The organism is Janthinobacterium sp. PC23-8 (genome assembly GCF_002250505.1).
Taxonomy (GTDB): Bacteria; Pseudomonadota; Gammaproteobacteria; order Burkholderiales; family Burkholderiaceae_D; genus Janthinobacterium.
The window spans coordinates 366,549-393,344 of the sequence record NZ_NJGY01000002.1 but is presented as its reverse complement, the minus strand read 5'-3'; the positions used below and the strand labels follow the sequence as shown (position 1 = coordinate 393,344).

The following is a 26,796-nucleotide window of genomic DNA, read 5'->3' as shown; positions in this document are numbered from 1 at the left end:
CAGACAGTAGCTGTAGGACAAGTCCTTTACTACTGAATGAAGTCCGGGCCCAAGGGGTGGACAAAACGTCCAATTGCCATTGTGCTCCAGTAAGAATAAAGTACCATATCTTTATCCCCTGTACTGGACTTTCCTGTATGTTTTCACTCAAAGTTCGTCACGGACTGGCGCTGTTACCTCTTACCTTATTGGCAGGATGCAATACGGTGGTACTCAATCCGTCCGGTGATATCGCAGTCCAGCAAGGCAATCTGATTGTCATTTCCACTCTGCTGATGCTGCTGATTATCGTTCCGGTAATCGCTCTCACCCTGCTGTTCGCCTGGCGCTACAGAAAAAACAACACCGCGGCCAAGTATGAGCCGGACTGGGACCATTCGACGCGCCTGGAACTGATCATCTGGGGCGCGCCGCTCCTGATCATCATCGTGCTCGGCCTCCTGACCTGGATCAGCACCCACACGCTGGACCCGTATCGTCCATTGAGCCGCATCGACGCCAACCGTCCGATTCCAGAAAGCACCAAGCCGATGATCGTCGAAGTGGTGGCGCTGGACTGGAAATGGCTGTTCATCTATCCGGAGCTGGGCATCGCCTCGGTCAATGAAGTGTATGCGCCGGTCGACCGTCCGATCCGCTTCAAGATTACCGCGCAGTCGGTGATGAACTCGTTCTTCGTTCCGGCACTGGCAGGTCAGATCTACGCCATGCCGGGCATGGAGACCAAGCTCAACGCTGTAATGAACAAGCCGGGCGTCTACGATGGTTTCTCGGCCAACTACAGCGGCGCGGGCTTTTCGGGCATGCGCTTCAAGTTCCATGGCGTCAATGATGCGGACTTCGACAAATGGGTGGCGACCACCCGTGCCGGCGGCGGCGCGCTGAACCGCGATGACTACCTGACCCTTGCCCAGCCGAGCGAGCGCGATCCCGTGCGCCGCTACAGCAACGTGCCGGTCGATCTGTACAAGGCCATCCTGAATCGCACCATCGTTTCCGACGCGCTGTGCGTGACGCCGGTGCAGCCATACAAAGTGGCATTGGCAGAAAGCCCGGTAGCGCCTGCCACGGCAGTAGTGGCCAGCAATGCGGTGGTTGAAAAGGGCGTTCAAGCCAAGTAACAACTGCATGAATCCCGCCGCGCGTCGTTCAGCGCGGCAGATACTGGCGCCGTTCGCCTGGCGCCTCCCTTTTTTCTCTGAGAGTAACAATGCTAGACCATATTGATCTGACGAAGCTTATATTCGGCCGTCTGACTTGGGATGCAATTCCATTTCACGAACCTATCCTGCTGGCGACCTTTGCAATGGTTGGCCTGGGCGGCATCGCACTGGTTGCGGCGCTGACGTATTTCCGCGTCTGGGGCACCCTGTGGCGCGACTGGATCACCAGTATCGACCATAAAAAAATCGGTATCATGTACATGATCCTCGGTATCATCATGCTGCTGCGCGGCTTTGCCGACGCGCTGATGATGCGCACCCAGCAGGCGATCGCCTTTGGCGACAACGCCGGCTTCCTGCCGCCGCACCACTACGACCAGGTCTTCACCGCCCACGGCGTGATCATGATCTTCTTCGTCGCGATGCCCTTCGTGACGGGCCTGATGAACTACGTGGTGCCGCTGCAAATCGGCGCGCGCGACGTGGCGTTCCCTTTCCTCAACAACTTCAGCTTCTGGATGACCACCATGGGCGCCGTGCTCGTGATGGCTTCGCTGTTCGTCGGCGAGTTCGCCCGTACCGGCTGGCTCGCGTATCCGCCGCTGTCGGGCATCGCCGGCAGTCCGGACGTGGGGGTAGACTATTACATCTGGTCCTTGCAGATTGCCGGGGTCGGCACCTTGCTGTCCGGCGTCAACCTGATCGCCACCATCGTCAAGATGCGCGCGCCAGGCATGACCTGGATGCGCATGCCGATTTTTACGTGGACCGCGCTGTGCACCAACATCCTGATCGTTGCCGCTTTCCCGGTGCTGACGGCCGTGCTGGCCATGCTGGGCCTGGACCGCATGGCCGGCTTCAACTTCTTCACCACTGAACTGGGCGGCAACGCCATGATGTACGTCAACCTGATCTGGATCTGGGGCCATCCCGAGGTCTACATCCTGGTGCTGCCGATCTTTGGCGTCTTCTCCGAAGTCGTCGCAACCTTCTGCTCGAAGCGTTTGTTCGGCTATGCGTCGATGGTCTACGCCACCTGCGTCATCATGATCCTGTCCTACCTGGTATGGCTGCACCACTTCTTCACGATGGGTTCGGGCGCCAGCGTCAACTCCTTCTTCGGCATCACGACGATGATCATCTCGATCCCGACCGGCGCGAAGATCTTCAACTGGCTCTTTACCATGTACCGCGGGCGTATCCGCTTCGAGTTGCCGATGCTGTGGACCGTGGGCTTCATGGTCACCTTTACCATCGGCGGCATGACCGGCGTCTTGCTGGCCGTACCACCGGCCGACTTCGTGCTGCACAACAGCCTGTTCCTGATTGCCCACTTCCATAACGTCATCATCGGCGGCGTGGTGTTCGGCGTGTTTGCCGCAATCAACTACTGGTTCCCGAAAGCCTTCGGCTACAAGCTCGACACCTTCTGGGGCAAATGCTCGTTCTGGTTCTGGTTCGTCGGTTTCTACCTGGCCTTCATGCCGCTGTATGTGCTGGGCCTGATGGGCGTGACGCGTCGTCTCAACCACTTTGAAGATCCATCGCTGCAAGTGTGGACCATCATCGCCTGGTTCGGCGCCGTCTCGATCGCACTGGGCATCGCCTGCCTGGTGATCCAGTTCTACGTCAGCTTCCGCAACCGCGCCGCCTTGCGCGACTTCACCGGCGACCCATGGGGTGGCCGTACGCTGGAATGGTCGACCTCGTCGCCACCGCCAGACTACAACTTCGCCTTCACGCCGCAAGTGCATGAACTCGATGCCTGGACCGACATGAAGAAACATGGCTACGAGCGTCCGACCTCGGGCTTCACGAAGATCCACATGCCGAAAAACACCTGGGCCGGTTTCGTGATCTCGGCACTGGCCGCCGTGGTCGGTTTCGGCCTGATCTGGCAAATGTGGCTGGTCGCCGGTCTCGGCTTCCTGGTGATGCTGATCACCATCATCGTCCACACCTTTAACTACAAGCGCGATTACTATATTTCGGCGGAAGAAGTGGTCCGTACCGAAAACGCTTACACTAAATTGCTGAACAGCCATGTCTGAAACCATCGTCCATAACACCGGCGCCCCGGGCGCCGCAGTTCGCAAGCAGTATTTTGTGCGCGAGCACCACCCGGAAAACGGCAGCCTGCTCGGTTTCTGGCTCTACCTGATGAGCGATTGCCTGATCTTCGCCTGTCTGTTCGCCACCTATGCGGTGGTGGGCCGCAACTACGCGGACGGCCCGACCGGCGCCGCGCTGTTCGACCTGCCGCTGGTCGCGCTCAATACGGCCATGCTGCTGCTGTCGTCGATCACGTATGGCTTCGCCATGCTGGCGATGCAGCGCAAGCAACTGGGTAGCACCCTGCTGTGGCTGGCCATCACCGGCCTGTTCGGCGTGGCCTTCCTGTCGCTGGAAATGTACGAGTTCGTGCACCTGATCCATGAAGGCGCCGGCCCGCAGCGCAGTGCCTTCCTGAGCTCGTTCTTCGCCCTGGTCGGCACCCACGGCATGCACGTGCTGTTCGGCGTGATCTGGCTCGTGACCTTGATGTTCCAGCTGAAAAAGCATGGCCTGACTCCGGAAAACGGCCGTCGCATGATGTGCCTGTCGCTGTTCTGGCACTTCCTGGACGTGATCTGGATCGGCGTCTTCACCTTTGTATACCTGATGGGAGTTCTGCCATGAGCGGCCACCACACACACGACGACCACGGTCACGGCCACGACAGTGCGCACCATGACCAGCATGACCATGGCAGCCTGAAAAGCTATACCATCGGCTTTATCCTGTCGGTCATCCTGACGGCCATCCCGTTCTGGCTGGTGATGAACAAAACCATCACCAGTTCCGGCACCATGGGCCTGGTCCTGCTCGGCTTTGCGGCGGTGCAGGTGGTGGTGCACATGGTGTACTTCCTGCACATGAACAGCAAGTCGGAAGGCGGCTGGAACATGATGGCCCTGATCTTCACCATCATGGTGGTGGTCATCGCCATGGCCGGTTCGCTGTGGGTCATGTACCACATGAACCACAACATGATGCCAAGCATGATGCCTGACGCCACGCACATGCAATCGGCGCCATGATGCACCAACCGCGCCCAGGCAACACCGGGCGCGCCCCTGGCGCGGCATCGCAAGATGCCGTGCCAGGCCCACGCGGCAAGGCCATGCGCACTGCGCTGGCCCTGCTTGCGGGGATGGTTTTTGCCGGCTTCTGTGCCCTGGGCACCTGGCAAGTCATGCGCCTGCAATGGAAGCTTGACCTGATCGAGCGCGTCGAACAACGCGTACATGCGCCGGCAACGCAGGCCCCTGGTCCCGAGCGCTGGGCCAGTGTCACGCAGCAAACGGACGAGTACCGCCATGTGCGCCTCTCCGGCATTTATCTTCCCCTGTTCAATACCCTGGTCCAGGCGAGCACCGACCTTGGCAGCGGCTTCTGGCTGCTCACGCCCTTGCGCCAGGCCGACGGCACGACCGTGCTGGTCAACCGCGGCTTCGTGAAGGATCGCAAGGGCATCGCCGTCAGCACGCCGCCGGGCACGGTCACCATCGAGGGCCTGCTGCGCATCAGCGAACCGCGCGGCGGCTTCCTGCGCGAGAACGACGCTGTCAGGCAGCTCTGGTATTCGCGCGACGTGGCCGCCATCGGCGGCTCGCATATGCTCACCGGGTTGGCGCCATACTTTGTCGATGCGGCCAGGGCCCAGGAAAGCGCGCCGGACGCCCCGGTGGGCGGGCTGACCGTGATTTCCTTCCATAACAGCCACCTGGTCTATGCGCTGACCTGGTATGCGCTGGCCCTGATGGTGGCGGGCATCAGCTGGTGGATCGTGCGCGAAGCGCGCCGCCGGCGTCCGCTTGCTGCTAATGCTCCTCATTACCATGCCGGGCAGGATTGAAATAGTGCCCAACCGCGAAGTCCTGGAGCGCGGTGCGGTGGCAGCCGAGATGGAACATCCGGCCGGCCACCAGAACATGAAGCTGCTGATCCAGTTGCGCTGGCTGGCCGTGATCGGCCAGATCAGCACCATCTTCGGCGTCGGCCTGGGGCTGGGCATCGCCCTGCCGGTGCCGTATATGCTCGAAGTGCTGTCCTGCCTGATCGCTTTCAACCTGGCCAGCCTGCTGCGCTGGCATGAACGCCAGCCGGTGTCGAATACGGCGCTGTTTCTGGCGCTGCTGGTCGACGTGACCGTGCTGACGGCCCAGCTCTACCTGAGCGGCGGCATCAGCAACCCGTTTGCCTTCCTGTATCTGCTGCAAGTGATCCTCAGCGCCGTGCTGCTGGAGGTGCGCTCGACCTGGATCATGGTGGCCATTACCGGGCTGTGCCTGGCCGGCCTGGCCTTGCTGCCCGGCCCGTTGATTTTGCCGATCGACCCCGAACGCGGTTTTGCCAGCCTGTATGTGCAGGGGCTGTTGATCTGCTTTATGCTCAACGCCGCCTTGCTGGTGTTGTTCATCACCCGCATCAACCGCAACCAGCGCGCCGGCGACGCCAAGGTGGCCGATTTGCGCCAGCGCGCGGCCGAAGAAGAACATATCATCCGCATGGGGCTGCTCGCTTCCGGTGCTGCCCATGAGCTGGGCACGCCGCTGGCCACGTTGTCGGTGATTTTGGGGGACTGGCGCCGCATGCCCGAACTGAGCAAGAACAGCGAGTTGCTGGAAGAAATCACCGAAATGCAGGCCCAACTGCAGCGCTGCAAAAGCATCGTCAGCGGCATTTTATTGTCGGCCGGCGAGGCGCGCGGAGAATCTTCCGTGAAAACCACCATCAATACCTTCCTCGACGAACTGGCGCTCGAGTGGCGCAGCAGCCGTCCCATCCACCATTTCGAATACGACAACCGTATCGAGATTGACGTGCCGGTGGTGTTCGATTCCACCTTGAAGCAGACCATCTGCAATGTGCTCGACAATGCGCTGGAAGCCTCGCCCGACTGGCTGCGCTTTGAAGCGACGCGCGAAGCCGATGCGCTGCACCTGGTGGTGACGGACGCCGGTCCCGGCTTCGAGCCGTCGATGCTGAGCCACCTGGGCAAGCCTTACCAGTCCACCAAGGGCAAGCCAGGCAGCGGCCTGGGCCTATTTTTGGTGGTCAACGTGGCGCGTACCCTGGGCGGCACGGTAACGGCGCGCAACCGGGTGCAGGGTGGGGCGGCCGTGCACCTGGCGCTGCCGCTGGCGGCCATCAAACTGGAAAGTGAAAGCGACCACCATGTCAACTGAACTGGCTGCCGATCGGCTGCTGCTGATCATCGAAGACGACGCCGCCTTTGCGCGCACCCTGGGCCGCTCGTTCGAACGGCGCGGCTACCAGGTGATCCTGGCCACCAACTTCGACGAAGCGAGCACCTTGCTGGAACAACATTGCCCCGACTACGCCGTGGTCGACCTGAAACTGAACGGCAATACTTCCGGCCTGGCCTGCGTGCAGATGCTGCACCAGCACGATCCGGAAATGCTGATCGTCGTGCTGACCGGCTACGCCAGCATTGGCACGGCCGTCGAAGCGATCAAGCTGGGCGCCTGCCAGTACCTGGCCAAGCCGTCGAACACCGACGATATCGAAGCGGCCTTCGGCCATGTGGCCGGGGCGGCCGAAATCGAACTGAGCAGCCGCGCCACCAATATCAAGACCCTGGAATGGGAACGCATCCACGAAATGCTGGCCGAGACCGATTTCAATATTTCGGAAACGGCAAGGCGGCTGGGAATGCATCGGCGCACCCTGGCGAGAAAGCTGGAAAAGCAAAGGGTGAAGTAGGCCCAGGAGCAAGGACAGGGTTGGACCCTGCAGGGCGGTGCGCCCCAATGGGGCGCAATACGGTCGCGAAGCGAGCGGCATCGCAAATCCACCGCCATTTTCATTACGCACAAACAAGCAGCCGAAACCCTAAAAAAGGGGGCGCTCGATGCACTCAAAATGCAACTAACCGACAGGAAATAAAAAGCAACAGGATGTCAGAGGTGCCGACGGTCACAAAAAATTGAACGATAATCACCGGAAAGCGTCTGCAAAAAATGGCCGACCTCTGCGTAACGATTCCGCCCCTCATCTACAAATCATCTGCAAATTTTCGTCAGTTAGTGGCATTTATAGGTAAGATGGAGCGCCCCTTTGCAGGTAATCGAATCATGCCACTTTCGACTCAATGGGATGCTCATCCTTTAGATGCTTTTAAGCAATTTGTTAAAAGTACCGACTTCGTCAGGATTTCGAAACATGCCGGCGCCAACGACAGGCCGCCGATCTCCGACGCATCCGCGTCGGTGTACGTTTATATGTTTGGGAAATTCGCGCTGTGGATGAACGATCAGCACAAGGTGTTCTCGCGGATCACTGCGCGCGATCTGTTGCAATTTCTCGACTACGGCGATGCGCCGGAATCCAAGGACCTCAACAGCAAAATCGCCTATCGTTACCTGCGACTGATCGAGCGGTGCCTGACGCATTTGGAAATCAGTCCGAACGCGGCACAAAGCGCCATTTTCGATGCGTTCAAGACAGGAAAAGTGGCCAGCGATGGACGAACGATCGCGCTCGACGACATTCAAATCGCGGCATTTTTAGCGCACCTTCCGCCAATCGACGTTCCTCCCGGCCGCGGCTATGCCAGCTGGAAACGGCGCCGCGACCGGGCGATGCAAATCGTCATGCTGCTGGGCGGGTTGCGGGTTGCGGAAACGATCGGTCTGCTCGTCGAAGAAGTCGCCAAACAGAGTCGGATCGATGGCGCTCTTGAGATTCATATCACCCCGGTGGCGAAGCACGACACGAGCTACGATCACACTGCTGTTTTGCCGCCGATCGCGGCGCGTGAGTTATTGAACTGGCTCGCTGAACGCCGCATGCTCGACATACCCGGAACGCTCGTATTTCCCGCCGATCGGCAAGGGGCCAGGCTCAACAAAGCCACAGTGTATCGACAGGTGAAAGCGACGTTTCAGCGCGCCGGCATGGCGGACGTGTCACGCACTGGCGGCAGAACGCTGCGTAACACGTTCGCGGTCCAGGAATTTCAGAAAGGCACGCCAGTTGCCGAAGTGACCGAGTCGCTTGGACTGGCACTGGAACGGTCGACACAGCTTTACCAGGAGCTGTCCAGGCGTGCGCAATAGACGTCGGATGCTGGAAAAAAACGTGCTGGTTTGACGCGGTGGCACCGCAAACAGATGCAACCGGCCCGCGCATCCGGTGCGGTTACTGTGAAAACCCGAAGAGACGCAACTGACCCTTAACCGCAGCACTTTGCAATTGGGTTAAAACTACGCCGCCAGCCACGCCATTGTTTGCACCCGGATATGCGGGTGGCTGTCCAGCGGCTGCCACTGCGGCAGGAACACAAACCCCTGCTTGCGATAGAACGCCGCCGCGCGCGCATTGTCGGGCGACACATCGAGCACCAGTCGCCGGTAGCCGCCAGCCACGGTGCATTGCTTGACGGCATCGACCAATCTTGCCGCAATATCCCTGCCGCGATATTCGCGCTTGAGCCACATAGCCTGCAGGCTGCACTCGCCCTGGCCATCGACCACATGGGCGGCAATACCGATGGGCTGGCCACCGGCATAGGCCAGCACGAAAGTGCGCTGCGCCGTGCTCACCGCGCGTTCTTGCCAATCCTCGTCCGTGAAGGCGGCCGCACTGGCATGACTGGCGCCAAACGCGGTCGGCGCATCGAGCAGGGCGGCCAGGCGCGTCGTTTTCAGGGCGCGCCAGTCGGCCAGTCCGGTAGCGCGGATGACGACGTTCAATTGAATACGATGGCCGTCTTGTGCGCGATGCTGAGCCGGCACGCTTCGTACGCCGCCAGCCAGGCCAACAGCTCGCGCTGCAAGCCGTCTTCCGCATCGATGCGGGTATTGATGCGTTCTGCTTCCTCGTCGCCCAGCTCATCGCCCAGCAGGAAGATACCCAGCGCAGGGGCGACCGTCGCCAGTTCCTCGCGCAGCTTGTAGGAAGAGCCGAGCATGCCGCCCGGCAGAGGATGGTCATCGTCGGCAAAAATGACGTCGTCAAAGACGATGGGGAAATAAAACCCTTCGCAGTCGGAGTGGCAGATCAGGTGGCTGTCAAACATGCTCTGCGCCTCGTCGAGCACCGGATCGTCCGTCGGATCCTCGCCTTCGGCCAGCGGCGTGGCGCGCCACTGCCCATCGAGCGCCGCATGCGCATAGGCACGGCGCAGATAATGCAGACAGCTGTAAGGAAAGGAATCGGCCATCGCGCGCGTATCGAGTTGCGGCAGCGATGCCGGCTCCATGTGCAGCGGCAGCCCTGCCTGTTGCAGCAAGGCGTTCGCCTGGCCGATGGCGTCCTGCAGCCATTGTGCGTCTTCCGGGTCTTCTTCCTGCAGTTCGGCCAGTGCGCCGACGGATATTGCCAATCCCATGCTGTTGTTCCTTGTCTGGTCTGTGTAAATGCCGCGAGTGTGCTTGCATTGCCTGGGCAATATTAGCATTTCCACCGGCAGATGTTGGCGCAGACCTGGCCGTTATGTTGGCCGTGTCACTCAGGAACAATTCCGCCCTTGCGCCGCAGGCAAAAACGTCCTTATCTGGTCATCGCCCGGCGCAGCAGATAGCTGAGCGCGTCGACGGCCGCCACCATCAGCAGCATGGCGATAATCACGGTGGCCGCCTGTTGCATCTGGAACAGCGACAAATGGTATTTCAGCATTTGCCCCAGGCCACCGGCGCCCACCACGCCGAGGATGGCGGCGGCGCGGATATTGTTTTCCCATCGGTACAGGGTGTAGGACATCATTTGCGGGCTGCATTGCGGCAAGGTCGCGTACAGAAAGGCCACGGCCGGGCGCGCGCCGTTGATGCGCAAGGTGGCGGCCGGCAGCGGCGGGCAATTCTCGAAGGCATCGGCAAACAGCCGGCCCAGCACGCCCACCGTATGCAGGGCCAGCGCCAGGGTGCCGGCAAATGGCCCCAGGCCGGCGGCGATCAGCAGGATCGACGCCCACACCAGTTCGGGGATCGAGCGCAGCACGTTCAGCATGCCGCGCGTGCTGTTGCGCGCGAGCAGGCCAAAGCGTCCGCTGGCGGGCAGGGCCAGCAGCGCGCCCAGCACGGCGGCGATCATCGTGCCGATGGCCGACATGGCCAGGGTTTCAAAGGTGGCGACGCCGACTTTGGCAAGAAAAGCGCTCGCCAGTTCCGGCGGTGCGAAGCCGTGCAGGAAGTCCAGGGTGGTGCGGATGGCGTCCGCGCTGAATAACTCGCCCCATTTCAAAGGCAGGCTGGCAAAGCTGGCGACGATCAGGAGCACCAGCGCGGCCAGCAAGGTCCAGGTGGACCAGCGTACCGGTGTGGCGACTGGCAGGGGCGGCAGTGTTTTCATGCCAGCCTGCGTCGCAGCATGGCCGAGACGGCGTCGGCGCCGGCGACCAGCAGCACGAACACCATCAGCATGGTGGCCAGCTCGCCGCCGGCCATCATCTTCATCGACTCATCCATGCGCTGGCCCAGGCCGCCCGCACCGACAAAGCCCATCACCACGGAACCGCGGATCGCGCATTCCCAGCGGTAAATCGTGTACGACACCAGTTCGGCGGCCGATTCGGGCAGGGCGCCATACAGCAGGGCGGCCAGGCGGCCACTGCCGTTGTTGAGCAGGGCGTTGCAGGCCGAGGCGTCGGAAGACTCGAGGATTTCCGCGTAGACCTTGCCCAGCATGCCGCAATAGGTGAGGGCGATCGCGATCACGCCGGCCGTCGGGCCCAGGCCAACGATACGCACCAGCAACAGCGCCCACACCAGTTCCGGCACGCTGCGCAGCAACACCAGCAAGCTGCGCACGCCATGGCGCAGGGCCGCCGCCAAGGGTGACACCTGGCCGGAGCCGATGCGCGAGATCGACAGGCGCTCCGTCACCAGCAGGGTCAGGGGTATGGCGCCGAGCATGGCCAGCGCCATGCCGGCGGTGGCCATGGCGATGGTTTCCCAGCTCGACACCAGCACCAGCTGCAGGAACTCCGGTGTATGGGCCGGCGGTATAAAGCTGGAGAGAAAGTTCCAGGTCGCTGCCAGGCTTTGCGCGTCCCACAAGATCCAGGGCTTGAATTCGGCCTGCACCAGCATTGGCCACAGCACGATCAGTATCACGGCGGTCGTGATCAGCCTCCCGCGCCAGGCCGGGTCGCGCGGCAAGGGTGGCGCCGTCAGCAATGGGGCCTCGCCGCTTCGGGTTCAGCCGCCACGGCATCGAATTCGGGGGCGGGGTCCATCTTGTTCTTGTACAGCGCGGCGATCATCGCGTCGGTCACTTGCGTGGCCGGCGCATCGAACACTACCTGGCCGTCGCGCAGGCCGACGATGCGGGCAAAGCAGGCGCGGGCGATCTCGACCTGGTGCAGGCTGCAGATCAGGGTGGCGTTGCGCGCCGTGGCTTCTTCCTGCAATACAGCAATTGTCTGCAAGGCCAGCGTGGGGTCGAGCGCGGAGAGCGGTTCATCGACCAGGAACACTTCGGCGTTTGATACCAGCGCGCGCGCCATGCCGCAGCGCTGGCGTTCGCCGCCGGACAGGCGGTCGACCCGCGCATACAATTTGTCCTGCAGATTGAACCTGCCCAGCGCTTCCCAGGCGGCGCGCGGGTCCGTCGGCGCCACCAGCGAACGGATCGCGGTCCACAAGCTCCATTGCGGCAGGCGGCCGGCCAGCACGGCGTTGACCACACGCTGGCGCGGCGGCAAGGGCGGCGTTTGCGGCGCCAGGAACAGGCGCGCGCGCAGGGCGTGGCGCGCGCCGCTGGCCAGTTGCCAAGGCGCGGCACCCAGAATATGGAGTGTGCCGGATGCGGGGCGCAGCGCACAGGCCAGGGTATGGAGCAGGCTGGTCTTGCCGGCGCCCGAGGGACCGATCAGGGCGATCTGTTCACCTTGCGCCACGTCCAGGCTCAGTTCGCGCAGCGCCAGCGCATTGCCAGCGGCGCCCGCGTGGTGGACATTGACCTTGTGCAGTTGGAGTGTCATGCTTATAAGATAAGTAGGTCGGATTAGGCCGAAGGGCGTCATCCGACCTGAGGTACAACGATTGAACGAAAAATTACTTCAACAACTTCGCATCACGCGCAGCCGCTTCGATTTCCTTGTAGTTCTCGGCCTTGGTCGGGATGAATTTGGTGGCGCGCTGCAGTTCCAGGATTTCCTTGCCTTCGGGCGTGGACGGGTCCAGCGCCAGGAAGGCGTCGGTCAGCTTCTGGCGCATGACGGGGTTCATGTCCGAACGCACGCTCCAGTTGTAGTCGTAGTAGCCAGGCGTGGTGTAGAACACGCGCACCTTGGCCGGATCGACTTTTTTCGCTTCGACCAGTTTTTCCCATACCGAGATATTCAGGGTGCCCGCATCGACCTTGCCGCCGGCCACGGCCGCCACGGTGGCGTCATGCGCGCCGGAAAAGGCGATGCGCTTCATGTCGGTATCCGGGTTGATCTTGGCGGCCAGCAGGTAGTAGCGCGGCATCAGGTGGCCCGAGGTCGACGATTCCGAACCAAACGTGAAATTCTTGCCTTTCAGGTCGGCCAGGCTGTTGATGTCCTTGCTGGTAGTGACGAATACCGAGCGGAACTTGGTATCTTCCTCGCGCTGCACCAGCGGCACGATCTTGCCGCCGCTGCGCACGTTTGCCTGCACGAAGGTAAAGCCGCCGAACCACACCATGTCCAGCTTGTGGTTGATCAGGCCTTCGACGGATGCGGCGTAATCGGTGACGGGCGTAAATTCCACCTTCATGCCCAGCTTTTTCTCCAGGTAGCTGCCCAGCGGCTTGAACTTGCGCTGCAATTCCGTCGGCGCTTCGTCGGGAATCGCCGACACGCGCAACACTTGCTGCGCCTGGGCGATGCCGCTGTGGATGGCCAGGGTGGCGGCGACGGTGGCCAGGATGGCGGGGAATTTGGAGAAGTTCATGAGCTTGCTTTCTATAAATAGGAACGAATTGAATCAATAAATGGCGACGCCGGTGGCGCCTGCCTGCATCTCGCCAATCACGGTCGCTTCCGCAAAACCTTCGGCGCGGAAAATCGCCAGCACCTGTTCGACCGCCTCGGGCGCGCACGAAACGAGCAGCGGGCCGGCCGTTTGCGGGTCGGTCAGGATGGCCTGGTCGACCGCGTTCAGGGATGGGGCCAGCTGCACTTGCGCGCCATAACCCTGCCAGTTGCGTCCCGAGGCACCCGTGATATTGCCGAGGTCGGCCAGTTGCCGGACCTGCGGCAGCAGCGGCACGTCAGCGAACGCGATGCGCGCCAGCAGAGCGGCGCCGCGCGCCAGTTCCAGCGTGTGGCCCAGCAGGCCAAAGCCGGTCACATCGGTCAGCGCATGCACGCCGTCGAGCAGGGCCAGTTTCTTGCCTGGCGTATTCAATTTGGTGGTGTTGGCAATCATCGCCGCGTAGCCGTCGGCGTCGAGCGCATTCTTTTTCAGGGCCGCCGACAAAATGCCCACACCGATCGGTTTGCCCAGCACCAGCTTGTCGCCGGCGCGCGCGCCCGCATTGCGTTTGACCTGCGACGGGTGCACCAGGCCCAGCACGACCAAGCCGTAGATCGGCTCGACCGAATCGATGGTATGGCCGCCGGCGATCGGAATGCCGGCCTGGGCGCAGACGGTTTCGCCGCCTTTCAGAATCAGGCCGATGGTTTCCACCGGCAGCTTGTTGATCGGCATGCCGACCAGGGCCAGCGCCATGATGGGCGTGCCGCCCATGGCGTAGACGTCGGAAATGGCGTTGGTGGCGGCGATGCGGCCAAAGTCGAACGGGTCGTCGACGATGGGCATGAAGAAATCGGTAGTAGCGATTAGCGCCTGCTCGTCGTTCAGCTGGTAGACGGCGGCGTCATCGGCCGTCTCGATGCCGACCAGCAGCTCTTTCGGGATGGGAAAACCGCCGCTGCCTTTCAGAATATCGGCCAGCACGCCCGGCGCGATCTTGCAGCCGCAGCCGCCGCCATGGGCAAATTCGGTCAATCGGATCGGTGCTGCAATGCTATCTGACATAAGAGTTAATTCCTGCTGATGGGGGTGTTGTTGGTGTTGGTGCTGACGATAGCACACAAGCCGCGCGCAGCTTGCTCGAACGCAGCATCGGAAATATCGGGCAGCACCAGGGCTGCGGCCTGTTGGTAGCGGCTGAAGTTGCGCCTGATCGATTGCAAATAGCCGGGGTCGTAATGCTGCACCAGCAGTTCTTCGACCAATTCAGTCATGCGGCCGGCCAGGGCCAGCTGCTGCCAGTGAGCAATTTTTTCGCGGCCATGCAGCTGCGTCAGCAGCGCCAGTTGCACATTGAGTTTTTCCGGGTCGCCAACGAAGTGCGCGTAGTCTTCCATCAGCAACTGCACGCGGTCGCTGGTGGACAGCTGCACGTTGGTACAGTCGGCGGCGCGCATCTTGTCCATCAGCGCGTCGGGCACGCGCAAGCGTCCCACCTTCTTGCTTTCGGACTCGATAAACACGGGTTTGCCGGCGTCGAAATGGCGCAGCTGCCGCCACAGGCCGCTTTCGAATGCTTTTTGCGATGGCTGGTTTGCCTCGGGCAAGCCGCCCAGCACCGAGCCGCGGTGGGCCGCCAGCTGTTCCAGGTCGATCACCTGCGCGCCTTGCCGGTCGAGCACCTGCAGCAAGCGGCTCTTGCCGCTGCCGGTGGGTCCGCACAGCACATTGATGAAATGGAATGCGCCAGGCAGGGTGGCCAGTTCGGCATTCACATGGCGCCGGTATTCCTTGTAGCCGCCGTCGAGCTGGATCACGGGCCAGCCGATGCGCGCCAGGATATGTGCCATGGCGCCGCTGCGGTTGCCACCGCGCCAGCAATACACGAGCGGCTTCCACGCTTGCGGATGGCCGAGAAAATGGGTTTCGATATGGTGCGCGATATTTTTGGCGATCAGCGCCGCCCCCACCTTCTTCGCTTCGAAGGCGCTGGTCTGCTTGTACAGGGTGCCGACCTTGATGCGCTCTTCATCATCGAGCACCGGCAGGTTGATGGCGCCCGGCAAGTGATCTTCGGCAAATTCGGACGGGCTGCGCACGTCGATAATGGCATCGAACTGGCCCAGTTGCGGCAGGATTTCGGCAAAGGGCAAAACTGCGGGGTATTTCATCGTGGCGGCGCCGGGAAACGGGTGAAGCCGTATTATCCCCGATAACCGCCGCCGGTGTGCGGGCTTAGCCCAGCACGTGCCCGATGACTGGCGCCAGCAGCACCGTGACCACGCCCGAGAAAATCATGGTCAGGCTGGCCACCGCGCCTTCTTCCGTACCGACCCTGCGCGCCACCGACAGGCCAAAGCCGTGGGCGGCCGCACCATACGGGGCGCCGCGGGCGATGCGCATGCGCAGCGGCAACAGTTTCAGCAGCGGCTTGCCCAGCATCAGCCCGAACAGGCCCGTCATCACCACGAAGATGCCGGTCAGCTGGGCCGAGCCCCCCATCTGGCGCGACGCTTCCAGCGCGAATGGCGTCGAGACCGACCGCGCCAGCAGGCTGCGCGCCATGTCGCCATGCACGCCCAGCAGGCGGTCGAGCAGCAAGGTGGCGGCGATCGAGGCCACGATGCCGGCGCAACTGCCCAGCGACAGGGCCAGCCAGTGCTTGCGGATCAGCTTGCGCTCCTGGAAGATCGGCAGCGCAAAGGCGACGGTGGCCGGCCCCAGCAGCCAGGGCAGCCAGCGCGTTTCGCCAAAATACGTGGAAAACGGCGTGGCGGTGGTCTGCACGATGATGATCAAGATGGCCGAGGTGCAGATCGCGGGCGTCAGCAACACGTGCGGATGGCGCCGGTGCAGCGCCTGGTTGGCATAGAACAGCACCAGGGTCAGCAGCAGGAACAGCAGCGACAATGACAGGGTATTCATGGCGCCGTCCTTGCCGCGCGCTGGCGCAGCAGCTTTTTCAGGCGCCGCCGGCGTTCGATGCGGCACACCCATTCGACCGTGAAGGCGGTCGCCAGCATCACGCAGGAAAAACCAAGGCCGATGTCGAGCAGCAAAATCAGCCCCTTGGCCTTGATCAGCTCGGTAAATTGCACCACCGACACCACCAGCGGAATAAAAAACAGCAGCATATTGGCCAGTAGCCAGTTGGCGCCCAGTTCGATGGCGGCAGGCTTGAGCCAGCCTGTCGCCAACAACAGCAGCAGCACGAACAGGCCCACCACGCCGCCCGAAAATGGCAGATGCAAGGCTGCGGCCACATGATCGAAGGCCCACCAGGCGGCAATCAGGAGGCCCACCTGCCACAGCGTTTGCGCGGGACGGCGCCAGGCCGGCGGCGCGGCAAGGGACAAAGCATGAGGGGAGCAACTGGCGTGCATAACAGGCTTTCATAGGTGGAAGATTGCATTGTAGGTTGGTCTGATTAAAAGATAAAATGACTTAAACTTATGAAGTTCATTCGATATTGGAATACAAGATGGATATCCGCTCGCTGCGCTACTTCGTGGAAGTGGTGGAACAAAACAGCTTTACACGCGCCGCCAGCCGGCTGCACGTCACCCAGCCCACCGTCAGCAAGATGATCGCGCAACTGGAGCAGTCGCTGGACCTGGCCTTGCTCGACCGGGTGGGCAAGCGCTTTACCCTGACCGATGCGGGCCAGGTGGTGCTGTCGCGCGCGCATGAATTGCTGGCCCTGCATGCAGAACTGAAAGTGGAGCTGCGCGACTTGCAACACCTTGAGCGCGGCGAATTGCGCGTGGGCGTGTCGCCGCAGACCCATATGGCGATCGATTCCTGGCTGGCCGAATATCACCAGCGCTATCCGGGCATCGCCTTGAAAATGGTCGAGAGCGGCACCCAGGCCATCGAGCGCGATTTGCGCAAGGGCACCGTCGAGCTCGGCACCATGCTCGACTACCCCGGCAATGCGGCGACCTGGCAAGATTTTGAAGCGCTGCCGCTGGTGCGCTCGCCTCTGTGCCTGCTTGCACCGCGCGACTCACGCTGGCAAGGGCGGCAGACAGTGGCCCTGGCCGAGCTGGCTGACAGTCCCTTCGTGTTCTACGGCGATGCGTTTGCACTCAACGAGATCGTGCTCGACGCCTGCCAGCGGGCCGGTTTCGCGCCGCGCATTACCAGTCGCAGCGGCCAGTGGGACTTTATCGCCTCGCTGGTGCGCCTGGGCGTGGGTGTCTGCCTGCTGCCGAAGATGTTTTGCGACACCTTGAACGCCGGTGACTTTACCATCGTGCCGCTGGCCAAGCCGGTGGTGGAATGGAATCTGATGCTGGCCTGGCGCCGCGCCGGCCGGCTGTCGTTTGCGGCGCGTGCCTGGCTCGACCTGGTGCGCTCGCATATGCCGCATGGCGTCCCGCCAGTGCGATTACAATAGGCGACCGCAACCATTCCATCCGAACATGAATACCACCGTCACGACCAAACTCAAGCGCATCACCACTTCCTTGCTGCTGGGATTGACATGCACGGTCGGGCTGATGGGCGAAATGGGCTACGCCCAGGCCGCCATTCCCGTCTACGGCTATCTGGTCAAGCATACCTATCCGCACGATCCGCGCGCCTTTACCCAGGGTTTGCTGTTCAAGGATGGCCATCTGTATGAAAGCACGGGCCAGAACGGCCAGTCCTCGTTGCGCAAGGTGGACCTGAAGACGGGCAGGGTGTTGCAGCGCGAAATGCTGGACCAGAGTGTGTTTGGCGAGGGCATTACCGATGTGGGCGATGACATCGTGGCGCTGACCTGGACTTCGCAGACCGGCTACGTGTTCGACCAGAAAACATTCAAGCTCAAGCGCAAGTTCGAGTACAAGGGCGAAGGCTGGGGCCTGGCCAGCGACGCCAAATATGTCTACATGAGCGACGGCAGCGCCGCCATCCGCGTACTCAATCCCAAAACCCTGGCGGAAGTGCGCCGTTTCGACGTCAAGGCCGAGGGCAAGCCCATCGAACGCCTGAACGAACTGGAAATGGTCGACGGCCAGTTGTTCGCCAATGTGTGGGGCGCCGACGTGATCGCCCGCATCGACCCCGCCAGCGGCAAGGTGGTGGGCTGGATCGACCTGACGGGCTTGTTGCCGCCAGATCAGCGCGGCACGGAAAACCCGGATGCCGTGCTCAACGGCATCGCCTGGGACAAGCACGGCAAGCGTCTGTTTGTCACCGGCAAGCTGTGGCCCAAGCTGTTCGAGATCGAGCTGATCGAGATCCAGCGCCACTGATCAGCGTATCACTATCGAATGGCAAGTTGCTCTGGCTGGCGTCTTATACACGCGCCGCCAGTGGCAAAATCTATTCAATTGTCATGATTGATACTGTGAAAAACACTTTTTCCAGTGCTTTTCATGAGATTTATTGCTTTGGTGCAATACCTTCTTCAGACAACAACTATTGTCACATCAGTATCTTTTCCCGGCGTATGATCTTTTTGCCGGATACGGGCGCCATGCCCATGTCCGGCGTCCGATACGCTTCCTTTCCGTGGAGAGATACGCATGAAAATGCCCGCATCAGGCAGTACCCAAGCCCCCATCACCAACCGTCCGCTCGACATGCTGGCCACCGATACGGCGGCCGTGCGCGCGATTGCCCAGGCGGCAGTCAGCGTGGAGCTGTTTACCATTCCGCTGTACATGGCCACCATGTATTCGATTTATGGCACGCACCAGATCAATTCCAAGGGCGTGCGCTATTACGAAGGCCGGCAATGGCCGGGCATGAGCACCACCGCAAAGCCGGAATCGAAAGAGCAGAAGGCCTTCAATATCATTTTCAGCGTGTTTATCCAGGAAATGCTGCATCTGCAGATGGCCTCGAATATCGCCACCGCCATCGGCGCGGCGCCGTGCTTCACAGGTACCGAACTGCAGAACCTGCAGCATGGCTGGACCTGTTACGGGCCGGACCTGTCGATGATTCCGCATATCGTCGACCTGAAAGATACCTCGGGCTACAGCCAGGTGCGCGTCAACCTGGAAGAACTGAACGCCAACCAGTGCGAGCTGTTCTGCGCCATCGAGCAGCCGGAAGAGCAGGCCAGGGAGCAATTGCGCGCCTTCGACAAGATCGACCACAGCAAGTATTTCCCGCAAGTGCCACTGGCGGGCTGGACGCCGGAAAAGCATGTGCAGGACCTGCCGCTGTTCGGCACCATCGGCTATATGTACGAATGCTATGCGGCCTATATCAGCATCGAATACACCGATGGCGAAACGCTGTGGCAAAAGCTGTTCGTCAACGATTCGGTGCAGCAGGACATGTTCAATACCACAGTCAAGGGCCATGAAAAGGCCGAATTCCCCCGCTTCGACACCTGTTTCGGCCCGCAGGACCAGGACGGCGGCCTCACCACCTCGTTCAACAAGGCGATCGACATGATGGCCGCCATTACCGACCAGGGCGAAGGCAGTGACAGCGCCATCAAGCGCTACCGCCGCAGCGCTGCAGCCATGCTGATGGCCGTGCAGCCCGACTACCGCGAGGACGACGCCGCGCTGAAAGTCGATTATCCGTCCTACACCAACGACGGCAAGGATGCCGAGTCGCGCGACGCGGCGGCCCGCCATGACAGCGCCAAATATGACCACTACGAGCGTTTCGAGCAGGTCAGGGCCATGCTGCCCGTCATGACCTGGGCCCAATGGCATGCGCAAGGCAATAGCTGGAGCGCAGCCCTGCTGACGAACGAGCGCTACAATCCGGCCACGGCACCGCAGAATATCCCCGGCCCCGACGACGTGGCGGGCGCCCTGAACCGCCTGAAGGACAATCACGACACCTTGAACATGCTGAGCACGGTCGCCAATGGCGCCATCTACGGCATCACCTCGGTGCTCGATACCTACTGGCAAGACCAGAGCACGGCGTTTCCGTATCCGTCGATGGTCGGCGCTGGCGACCGCATGGCGCTGTGCTGGGCCGTGCTGGGCCAGGCGCCTGACCTCGCGACAGGCGTGCCGGTGCGCGACAAAGACGTGCTGTATCACGCCTGCCAGGGCATGCACCTGGAAGGCGAGGCCGAAGCGACGTGCGCGGCGCTGGCCGTCTACCATACCTGCCGCGGCTCCAATGGCTGCCATGCCCAGGGCGGCTGCGGCTTTGCCCAACTCGATACGGGCGGCGGCCAGTGCGGCGGCTCCGCTGCTGGCTGCGGCGCTGCCGCATCGTCTTGCGGGCACTCGGCCAAGGTCACCAAGGTGGCCGGCAATCTGTGCGGCGCGCCCAAGCCGACGCCACCGGTACCGGCAGACGAGGTCTACAGCGCACCGAGCGACAACAAATGCGCCAGCTTCGGCGGCTGCGCCGTGCCGATTTCGGCCTCCCAGCTGTTCCCCAACGCCACGCCAGGCACCATGACCCTGTACAACTTCGGACCCGCTCCCGACCACAAGGCGAAATCGCTGGGCGAAACGCTCAGCTTTGCGCTCGGCGACAGCGTGTATGACAAGGCCTGGGAAGCGTATGGCAAGGTGATGGCCGCGCGCGGCGCGACACCTGGGCCGAAGCCGGCGCCGACCGATCTGCGCATGGCCCTGCCACCGTCGACCTGATGACGGCCGCCACCACCATGGCGGCTCCCCGCCTGGGCCTGCCGCATCTGGGCCTGGGCGTCGGGCTGCGCCCGCAACACTACCAGCACATCCTCGAACACGGGCCGCAGGTGGACTGGTTCGAGATCATCAGCGAGAACTTTATCGACAACCATGGCTACGGCCGCCATGTGCTGGAAACGGTGGCCGCGCAAGTGCCGATCGTGATGCATGGCGTGTCGCTGTCGATCGGCAGCAGCGATCCGCTCGACCTGGTGTATTTGCGCAAGCTGCGCCAACTGGCTGACGAGTTGCAACCCGCCTGGGTATCGGACCATCTGTGCTGGACCGGCGTCGCCTGCGTCAACAGCCACGACCTGCTGCCACTGCCGCTCGATGAAGCGAGCTTGCGCCATGTGGCCGCGCGGGTGCGCCAGGTGCAGGATTTCCTGGGGCGCCCGCTGGTTCTGGAAAACCCCAGCACCTACGTCGAGTTCGCATCGTCCAGCATGCCGGAATGGGAATTCCTGGGCCGACTGGCGACGGAAACGGGCTGCGGCCTGCTGCTGGACGTCAATAACGTGCATGTCAGCGCGCACAACCATGGTTACGATGCGGTTCACTATATCCGCCAGTTGCCGCACCGTCATATCGTGCAACTGCACCTGGCCGGCCCCACCGATTGCGGCGAGGTGCTGATCGATACCCACGACGCACCGGTGCCGGCGGCCGTCTGGCGGCTGTACGCGCTGGCGCAGAGGCTGACGGGCGGCGTGTCGGCCCTGCTGGAATGGGACGCCAATATTCCGCCGTATCCGCAGTTGCTGGCTGAACTGGCCAAGGCGCGCGCGGCCGAGCGGGGCGAATTTGGCGACGATGTGCCGGCGGTGGCGCGCGGCGCCGTGTCCAGTCCGCTCAGCTTTCACCTGGGAGATATCCATGCATGAACCCGAGCATCTACCGCTGGCGCGGCTGCAGGCCTGGTTTCTGACCGCCATGACGGCGCCCGGCGGCGCGCGGCGCGGCATGGAACTGGCGCAGCAGCACCATGGCCTGAGCCAGGGCGAGGTGCTCAAGAATGAAGGGCGTTTGCATATCTACGCCGACGGCTATGTGCAGCGCCTGCTCGAATGCCTGCAGGCCGACTTTCCCGTGTTGCGCAAAACCATGGGCGATGAACTGTTCGACTTTTTCGCCCGCGCCTATGTCTGGCGCCACCCGTCGCGCTCGCCCACCTTGTACGACCTGGGCGGCGGTTTTGCCGATTTCCTGGCAGCGAGCCAGCCGCCAGGCAGCGGCGGGCAGCTGCGTTTCCCCGTCGAACTGGCCCGGCTGGAAAGGGCGCGCAGCGAGGCGGGCAGGGCGCCGGGGCTGGAAAAGCGCCGCCCGCCCGGGACGCCGGACCTTGGCTGGCTGACCGGTGGCGAAGAAGCGATACGGCTGGCGCCCTGCACGCGCTTGCTGGCCCTGTCGTTTCCGGTGCAGGCTTTCTGGCGTCAAGCACAGGCCGCATCGGAGCAAGCCATGCCGCCGCCGCCCGCGCCGGGCGCGGATTATCTGGCGATTGCCAGATTACAGTACCGGCTGAACATGCACGTATTGCTGCCGTGGCAATTTCACTTGCTGCAGGCGGCCGAGCATGAAGCACATGGCTTGCAAGCCTGCGCGCTGCATGCGGCCAGAGAGTGCGCCTTGCCGGTCGCCCAGGTGCTGGCCGACGCCCTGCTGTGGCTGCCGCTGGCGAGCGCCGCCGGTATCACATGCGGTGCAGATTGAACCTTGTGCCAGGCGCAAAAAAGGCCGATCACGTCGGCCTTTTGCAATGACAGGAACAGGGAGCAGCGCAAGAATCAGCGATAAAACGCTTCGACCTTGCCTTTCAGTTTGATTTGCAGCGGACGGCCGCGGCGGTCCAGCGACTTGGTCGAGGCAACCTTGATCCAGCGTTCGCTGATGCAATATTCTTCGACATCGAGGCGTTCCTTGTCGTTGAACTTGATGCCCACGTCGTTTTCAAACACGGCGGCGACGTGATAAGGGCTGCTGGGGTCGATCGACAGGCGATCGGGCAATGGGGGTAAGGTGGTGGTATCGTTCATGGCCGCAATTATCGCCCAGAATGCGCTGAACGACAACAGGGCAGCTAGTGCGTGGCGACTAATGCGCGGCGCCAGTCGGGTCCTGCAACTGCAGTAACTTGCCATGCTGCCAGGCATCGGCGCCCGGATCGATCGCCGGCGCGGCAATATCGGCGCGCTGGCGGCGTTTTTCCAGCGACTGCACCTTGAAACGCGCATCTCGCGCCACCACCATGGCCGCGTCGGCCTGCCCATCTTGCGTAAAACCCATCATCAGCTGCGGCACGCCCAGCGGCAATTGCTTGTGCAGATCCGTATGCCAAATATGCCAGGTCTTGCCATAGGTGCCCACCAGCTTTTGCATCAGCGCCTTTTCGGCGACAGCGGGAATGCCGGGTGCAATCAGCTGGCCCGATTTGACTTCATGCACATGGCTGTGCCACAGGGCTTGCTCGGCCAGCGGCAGAGCCTGGAACAGCTTGCCGCTGACAATATATTCGACACCCATCAATTTCGCGTCCCCGACGTTACCATCGTAGATCACGCATTGGATCACGTCCTCATTGACAATGGCGCAATAATGATGGGCCTCCATCTGCGCCTTCATGTTGCCGCTGTAGAAATGAAAGCCGTCGAGGTAGGCGTTCAGCGCCTCGATCGGTGGCTTGTCCTGCAAGATGGCCGCGCCGGCTTCCAGGCCGCGCGTGGCGATGGTGGCAGGCTTGCCGGGGGCTTGCACGGGCGATTGCGTGGCTTGGTCGCCGCAGGCGGCAAGCAGAGAGCAAAGGAGAAAAATACGGGCAAGCTGCATGGCGTGGCCTGTTCATCATTGAGCGACACACCATTGTCGGCCTGGCTGCCAGCGCTGGAAATAGGCCGCGTCCTGTTTTGATGTAGGAATGTGCGTGTGCCAGAACTGCAGGGAATTATAATGCGGTCATTCTCACGCGGCTGGAAGCAGATCGGTTCCTGATGACAACCATAAACCACAGACAAGCACAGCTGCGCGCCAAATTCGGCTTACTGGCTTGACGATACCGGACGGACGCTGGAACACTGACGCGCTGACTGGCGCAGATGCCATCAACGTTTACGATCCGAACGTAAGCGATCCATAAACCCCAACCTTGCCCGCTAATCTTCTGGCCGGCATGATGATGGCATTGAAGTCCATGCCTCACAAACCAGGCAAGGTCGTTCAGGTTCGCTTCGCCGGCTTCGGGATCGGGGTGAATGCGATACAGTTGACGAAGTTCATGGCGGCGAGCATGACGTAGTTGTCGGTTGCTTCGGGTGTGATGCCGACCAACCATTTGTTGAGCTCGTCGATGACATGGGCGAGCAGCGGTTTTTCCGGATGGGATTCGAGATATTGCGTCATGGCGCGCTGGCGTTGTGCCAAGGCCAGGTCTTCACCAAACCGCACCGTGGAGACATAGCGTCCTAATTGCTTGTCCAGGTCAGCCTCGGTGATCAATGGCCAGCTTAACCCCGACTGCTTCATTGACTGGAAGCAGATGAACAGCAGATCAAGCACCACCTCGATTTTTGCCGGGGCGACACCCATGCGGTGGAGTGCGAGCGCCGAGCCGAACAGGTTTGGCTGCCGCTCGAACAATTCGTTGGCCAGTACCTCTTTTTGCTCGATGCCCATGGCCCTTACGACTTTGATGGCGTCGGCGAGCGTCGGCGATGAGATCCGGCTCATTGCAGCACGCCCATCGGTGTCACGCTCTGGCCGTGGTCGAGTGCGCTCACATTCCACGGCAGCAGCGCCTCAACGTCTTCGACGTTTTTCACCGCCGGCAGCTCGCGCAGCACGCGCCGCAACCAGGCGTAAGGTTCCACCCCGTTCGCCTTGGCCGTCTCCAGCACCGAGTAGATGACCGCGCTGGCGTTGGCGCCGGCCACCGTGTCGCTGAACAGCCAGGCCTTGCGGCCGACGACGAACGGGCGGATCGCGTTTTCGGCGCGGTTGTTGTCGATCGGCAGGTCCCCGCGCTCCGTGTAGCGTGTCAGGCGCGGCCAGTAATCGCGCAGGTACGACAGCGCCGTGCCGAGCGCGCTCTTCGGCGTCACACCCGGCAGCGTCTGGTCGAGCCAGGTCCGCAGCGCCGCCAGCGCCGGCACACTGCGGGCTTGCCGTGCCAGCAGGCGCGTGGCGTCATCGGCGTCCTGGTGGTCGCGCTCGACGCCGTACAGCTTGCCTATCATGGCAACGGCCTCGTCCGCAAGGCCGCGCTTGCCCTTGGGCTGCACCTTGACGGCCTCGACGAACCGGCGACGCACGTGCGCCCAGCAAATGAGCTGCTCGATGCCATCGGTACGCATCAACTCGTTATAGCCGCTGTAGCCGTCGGTCATCAAGTAACCCCGGTAGTCGTGCAGCAGGCCCAGCGGCACCTGCCCGCTGCGGCTCGCATCGTAGTCGAACACCACCACCGGCCGCCCCGGCGGCCCGCCCGTCTGCACCCACATATAGCTGTTCGAGGTCGGCGCCTTGCCCGCTTCCTTGAGCACCTGCACCACCGTTTCGTCGACGTGCAGGAACGGGCCGTCGAGCAAGGCGTCGCGCATCAGGTTGAGCAACGGCTGCAGCACGCCGGCCGCGCCGATGACCCAGCGCGCCAGCGTCTGGCGCGGCACCATCACGCCGTGGCGAGCCAATATATGTTCAAAGCGCGCCAGTGGCAGGCCATCGATGAACTTGACCACCAGCAGCATGGCCAGCAAATCGGCGCTGGCGTTGCTCTTGGGCAGGGGTTGGGGCGGCAACGCCGCCGTCACCGGCGCGTGGGCACTGCCGGGGCAGCCGTAGCGCTTGCGGATGTGGCGCAGCACGCGCACCTGCATTGGCACCAGGTCGAGTTGCTCGCTGACGTCCTCGCCGATTTCCACCATCGGCGTGCCGCACGGGCAAGTACGTTCGGCGGCTGGTACATCGTGCACGATATCGACGCGTTTTAACTCGGCCGGCAACGGGCTGCGCTTGCCACGCCCCGGTTTGCTGTTCGATTTGGCATCATGCTTGGTATCCGGCGGCAGCGGTGCTACATCCTGCGTTGCATCACTGCCAGCGGCCAACGCCTCGGCCTCGTCGAACAAGCGGCCTTGGGCTGACGACTGTTCCGAGCTGGCGCCGAACATGCGGTGGCGCGCCAGGACGAACTGTTCCAGCATGTGCTGCATGTGGTTCATCGCCTGCGTCTTGACGTCGTGGTGCGCGGCGATGACCGAGTGCAGCAACGCCGTCAGCGCTGCCGCATCGGTCGGCAACACGGCCGGCAGCACCAGTTCTGGCAGGCTGTAGCGCGGCGGCAGGTTGGACGGTTTGGCGGTGGTGGCAGACATGCCGTAGTTTACCAAATTCTCCTATGAAACAGAACTGAAATGCAGGGTTTTATGGGGTGGCTTCTGCCAGACATCGAAGCCTTCCAGCAGCCACTCGAACTGCTGCAGCGTGACGCCTTGCGTGGCGCCGTCGGCGTCGCGCGGCCACGCGAATTTCTCCGCTTCGAGCCGCTTGAGCCACAGACAGAAGCCGTTACGGTGCCAGTACAACACCTTGATCTTGTTGCGGTCGCGGTTGATGAACACGTACAGCGCGCTGCCGAACGGATCAAGTCCCAGCGCCTGCTCGACCAGCACCGACAGACCACCGATGGACTTGCGGAAGTCGACCGGGTCGCGGCATAAAAACACCTGGTCGATGCGGCAGCCCGGGTGCATCAGCGCACTCCCGCGTGGGCTTGGTCGAGGGCCAGCAGCCAGGCTGGCGACGGCAGCGCGGCCAGCTCCAGGCGCAGACCGGAACGCAGCACCAGGGTGCACGTGCCGGTTGCGGCGCCAACTGCCGTATCAACCACGCGCAGGGCGACAAATTGGTTCGCCGCGCCATCGGCGCCGATTGCTGCGACCCGCGTCAACTTGCGCCGCCAGTAGTACAGCGACGCCAGCGTCAGGCCATGCTGCCGTGCATATACGCTCGCCGCCATGCCTTCACGGCGGCAGGCCTCGATATGTGAGGTCCAGAATTCGGTGTCGCCTTCCATAC

General features: G+C 62.2%; 29 protein-coding genes. 13 read left to right on the top strand and 16 right to left on the bottom strand.

Going from position 1 to position 26,796, the window contains the following annotated elements; all coding sequences use genetic code 11:
* Nucleotides 1–137: 137 nt before the first annotated feature.
* The 8 genes from cyoA (at nucleotide 138) to xerC (ending at nucleotide 8,287) form a co-directional block, all read left to right on the top strand.
* Nucleotides 138–1,121, top strand: a complete 984-nt coding sequence (gene cyoA, locus CD932_RS16885) for a ubiquinol oxidase subunit II (RefSeq protein ID WP_254926640.1) — start codon at nucleotides 138–140, stop codon at nucleotides 1,119–1,121.
* Between the two features lie 89 nt (nucleotides 1,122–1,210).
* The gene (gene cyoB, locus CD932_RS16880; protein ID WP_094443954.1) at nucleotides 1,211–3,214 is read left to right on the top strand and encodes a cytochrome o ubiquinol oxidase subunit I; all 2,004 of its coding nucleotides are present in this window, start codon (nucleotides 1,211–1,213) and stop codon (nucleotides 3,212–3,214) included.
* A complete protein-coding gene (cyoC, locus tag CD932_RS16875) occupies nucleotides 3,207–3,842 on the top strand; it encodes a cytochrome o ubiquinol oxidase subunit III (protein WP_094443953.1) in 636 nt (211 codons plus the stop codon). Before cyoB ends, cyoC begins: the two co-directional genes overlap by 8 nt.
* Complete coding sequence (cyoD, locus tag CD932_RS16870) at nucleotides 3,839–4,243, top strand: cytochrome o ubiquinol oxidase subunit IV (RefSeq protein WP_094443952.1); 405 nt, start codon at nucleotides 3,839–3,841, stop codon at nucleotides 4,241–4,243. The genes cyoC and cyoD overlap by 4 nt, the downstream gene beginning before the upstream one ends.
* Entirely contained in the window at nucleotides 4,240–5,061 is an 822-nt protein-coding gene (locus CD932_RS16865) for an SURF1 family protein (RefSeq protein ID WP_094443951.1), read from the top strand. Before cyoD ends, CD932_RS16865 begins: the two co-directional genes overlap by 4 nt.
* Complete coding sequence (locus CD932_RS16860) at nucleotides 5,045–6,394, top strand: ATP-binding protein (protein WP_094443950.1); 1,350 nt, start codon at nucleotides 5,045–5,047, stop codon at nucleotides 6,392–6,394. The genes CD932_RS16865 and CD932_RS16860 overlap by 17 nt, the downstream gene beginning before the upstream one ends.
* A gap of 1 nt (nucleotide 6,395) precedes the next feature.
* Nucleotides 6,396–6,932, top strand: a complete 537-nt coding sequence (locus CD932_RS16855; RefSeq protein WP_094444447.1) for a response regulator transcription factor — start codon at nucleotides 6,396–6,398, stop codon at nucleotides 6,930–6,932.
* Nucleotides 6,933–7,189: 257 nt separating this feature from the next.
* Nucleotides 7,190–8,287, top strand: coding sequence for a tyrosine recombinase XerC (gene xerC, locus CD932_RS16850; RefSeq protein ID WP_094443949.1), 1,098 nt, complete (start codon nucleotides 7,190–7,192; stop codon nucleotides 8,285–8,287).
* A gap of 147 nt (nucleotides 8,288–8,434) precedes the next feature.
* Here the strand turns inward: xerC and CD932_RS16845 are convergent, their stop codons facing one another.
* From CD932_RS16845 to CD932_RS16800, 10 genes are all read right to left on the bottom strand, one after another.
* Nucleotides 8,435–8,923 carry a GNAT family N-acetyltransferase gene (locus tag CD932_RS16845; RefSeq protein WP_094443948.1) on the bottom strand — a complete coding sequence of 163 codons (489 nt, stop codon included), beginning with the start codon at nucleotides 8,921–8,923 and terminating at the stop codon, nucleotides 8,435–8,437.
* Complete coding sequence (locus CD932_RS16840; protein WP_094443947.1) at nucleotides 8,920–9,561, bottom strand: hypothetical protein; 642 nt, start codon at nucleotides 9,559–9,561, stop codon at nucleotides 8,920–8,922. The genes CD932_RS16845 and CD932_RS16840 overlap by 4 nt, the downstream gene beginning before the upstream one ends.
* Nucleotides 9,562–9,722: 161 nt before the next feature.
* Entirely contained in the window at nucleotides 9,723–10,520 is a 798-nt protein-coding gene (gene phnE / locus CD932_RS16835; RefSeq protein ID WP_094443946.1) for a phosphonate ABC transporter, permease protein PhnE, read from the bottom strand.
* Nucleotides 10,517–11,347 carry an ABC transporter permease gene (locus tag CD932_RS16830; protein WP_094443945.1) on the bottom strand — a complete coding sequence of 277 codons (831 nt, stop codon included), beginning with the start codon at nucleotides 11,345–11,347 and terminating at the stop codon, nucleotides 10,517–10,519. Before CD932_RS16830 ends, phnE begins: the two co-directional genes overlap by 4 nt.
* Nucleotides 11,341–12,153: a phosphonate ABC transporter ATP-binding protein gene (locus CD932_RS16825; protein ID WP_094443944.1), complete on the bottom strand. Its 813-nt coding sequence runs from the start codon at nucleotides 12,151–12,153 to the stop codon at nucleotides 11,341–11,343. The genes CD932_RS16830 and CD932_RS16825 overlap by 7 nt, the downstream gene beginning before the upstream one ends.
* Before the next feature lie 73 nt (nucleotides 12,154–12,226).
* Nucleotides 12,227–13,090: a putative selenate ABC transporter substrate-binding protein gene (locus tag CD932_RS16820; protein ID WP_094443943.1), complete on the bottom strand. Its 864-nt coding sequence runs from the start codon at nucleotides 13,088–13,090 to the stop codon at nucleotides 12,227–12,229.
* 33 nt (nucleotides 13,091–13,123) lie between these two features.
* Complete coding sequence (gene selD / locus CD932_RS16815) at nucleotides 13,124–14,179, bottom strand: selenide, water dikinase SelD (RefSeq protein ID WP_094443942.1); 1,056 nt, start codon at nucleotides 14,177–14,179, stop codon at nucleotides 13,124–13,126.
* Between the two features lie 5 nt (nucleotides 14,180–14,184).
* Nucleotides 14,185–15,285, bottom strand: coding sequence for a tRNA 2-selenouridine(34) synthase MnmH (mnmH, locus tag CD932_RS16810; RefSeq protein ID WP_094443941.1), 1,101 nt, complete (start codon nucleotides 15,283–15,285; stop codon nucleotides 14,185–14,187).
* Between the two features lie 64 nt (nucleotides 15,286–15,349).
* A complete protein-coding gene (locus CD932_RS16805) occupies nucleotides 15,350–16,039 on the bottom strand; it encodes an LrgB family protein (protein WP_094443940.1) in 690 nt (229 codons plus the stop codon).
* Nucleotides 16,036–16,497, bottom strand: a complete 462-nt coding sequence (locus CD932_RS16800) for a CidA/LrgA family protein (RefSeq protein WP_094443939.1) — start codon at nucleotides 16,495–16,497, stop codon at nucleotides 16,036–16,038. Before CD932_RS16800 ends, CD932_RS16805 begins: the two co-directional genes overlap by 4 nt.
* Before the next feature lie 98 nt (nucleotides 16,498–16,595).
* On the opposite strand from CD932_RS16800, the gene CD932_RS16795 reads away from it, so the two are divergent.
* From CD932_RS16795 to CD932_RS16775, 5 genes are all read left to right on the top strand, one after another.
* Nucleotides 16,596–17,513, top strand: a complete 918-nt coding sequence (locus tag CD932_RS16795; RefSeq protein ID WP_094443938.1) for a LysR substrate-binding domain-containing protein — start codon at nucleotides 16,596–16,598, stop codon at nucleotides 17,511–17,513.
* 25 nt (nucleotides 17,514–17,538) lie between these two features.
* A complete protein-coding gene (locus tag CD932_RS16790; protein ID WP_094443937.1) occupies nucleotides 17,539–18,357 on the top strand; it encodes a glutaminyl-peptide cyclotransferase in 819 nt (272 codons plus the stop codon).
* A gap of 273 nt (nucleotides 18,358–18,630) precedes the next feature.
* Nucleotides 18,631–20,685: a ferritin-like domain-containing protein gene (locus CD932_RS16785; protein ID WP_094443936.1), complete on the top strand. Its 2,055-nt coding sequence runs from the start codon at nucleotides 18,631–18,633 to the stop codon at nucleotides 20,683–20,685.
* A 17-nt stretch (nucleotides 20,686–20,702) separates the two neighbouring features.
* A complete protein-coding gene (locus CD932_RS16780) occupies nucleotides 20,703–21,611 on the top strand; it encodes a DUF692 domain-containing protein (protein ID WP_094444446.1) in 909 nt (302 codons plus the stop codon).
* Nucleotides 21,604–22,440: a DNA-binding domain-containing protein gene (locus CD932_RS16775; RefSeq protein WP_176461019.1), complete on the top strand. Its 837-nt coding sequence runs from the start codon at nucleotides 21,604–21,606 to the stop codon at nucleotides 22,438–22,440. The genes CD932_RS16780 and CD932_RS16775 overlap by 8 nt, the downstream gene beginning before the upstream one ends.
* A gap of 74 nt (nucleotides 22,441–22,514) precedes the next feature.
* Here CD932_RS16775 and CD932_RS16770 read toward each other — a convergent pair whose 3' ends face one another.
* From CD932_RS16770 to CD932_RS16745, 6 genes are all read right to left on the bottom strand, one after another.
* Nucleotides 22,515–22,763, bottom strand: a complete 249-nt coding sequence (locus CD932_RS16770) for a DUF3297 family protein (RefSeq protein WP_065308447.1) — start codon at nucleotides 22,761–22,763, stop codon at nucleotides 22,515–22,517.
* 58 nt (nucleotides 22,764–22,821) lie between these two features.
* On the bottom strand, nucleotides 22,822–23,481 hold the full coding sequence (locus CD932_RS16765) for an OBAP family protein (protein WP_254926639.1): 660 nt from the start codon (nucleotides 23,479–23,481) through the stop codon (nucleotides 22,822–22,824).
* Between the two features lie 459 nt (nucleotides 23,482–23,940).
* Nucleotides 23,941–24,450 carry a hypothetical protein gene (locus CD932_RS16760; protein WP_254926638.1) on the bottom strand — a complete coding sequence of 170 codons (510 nt, stop codon included), beginning with the start codon at nucleotides 24,448–24,450 and terminating at the stop codon, nucleotides 23,941–23,943.
* The gene (locus tag CD932_RS16755) at nucleotides 24,447–26,093 is read right to left on the bottom strand and encodes an IS66 family transposase (RefSeq protein ID WP_141213279.1); all 1,647 of its coding nucleotides are present in this window, start codon (nucleotides 26,091–26,093) and stop codon (nucleotides 24,447–24,449) included. The genes CD932_RS16760 and CD932_RS16755 overlap by 4 nt, the downstream gene beginning before the upstream one ends.
* 21 nt (nucleotides 26,094–26,114) lie before the next feature.
* The gene (gene tnpB, locus CD932_RS16750) at nucleotides 26,115–26,471 is read right to left on the bottom strand and encodes an IS66 family insertion sequence element accessory protein TnpB (RefSeq protein ID WP_094443933.1); all 357 of its coding nucleotides are present in this window, start codon (nucleotides 26,469–26,471) and stop codon (nucleotides 26,115–26,117) included.
* Nucleotides 26,471–26,794, bottom strand: a complete 324-nt coding sequence (locus CD932_RS16745; protein ID WP_094443932.1) for a hypothetical protein — start codon at nucleotides 26,792–26,794, stop codon at nucleotides 26,471–26,473. Before CD932_RS16745 ends, tnpB begins: the two co-directional genes overlap by 1 nt.
* Between the last annotated feature and the right edge of the window lie 2 nt (nucleotides 26,795–26,796).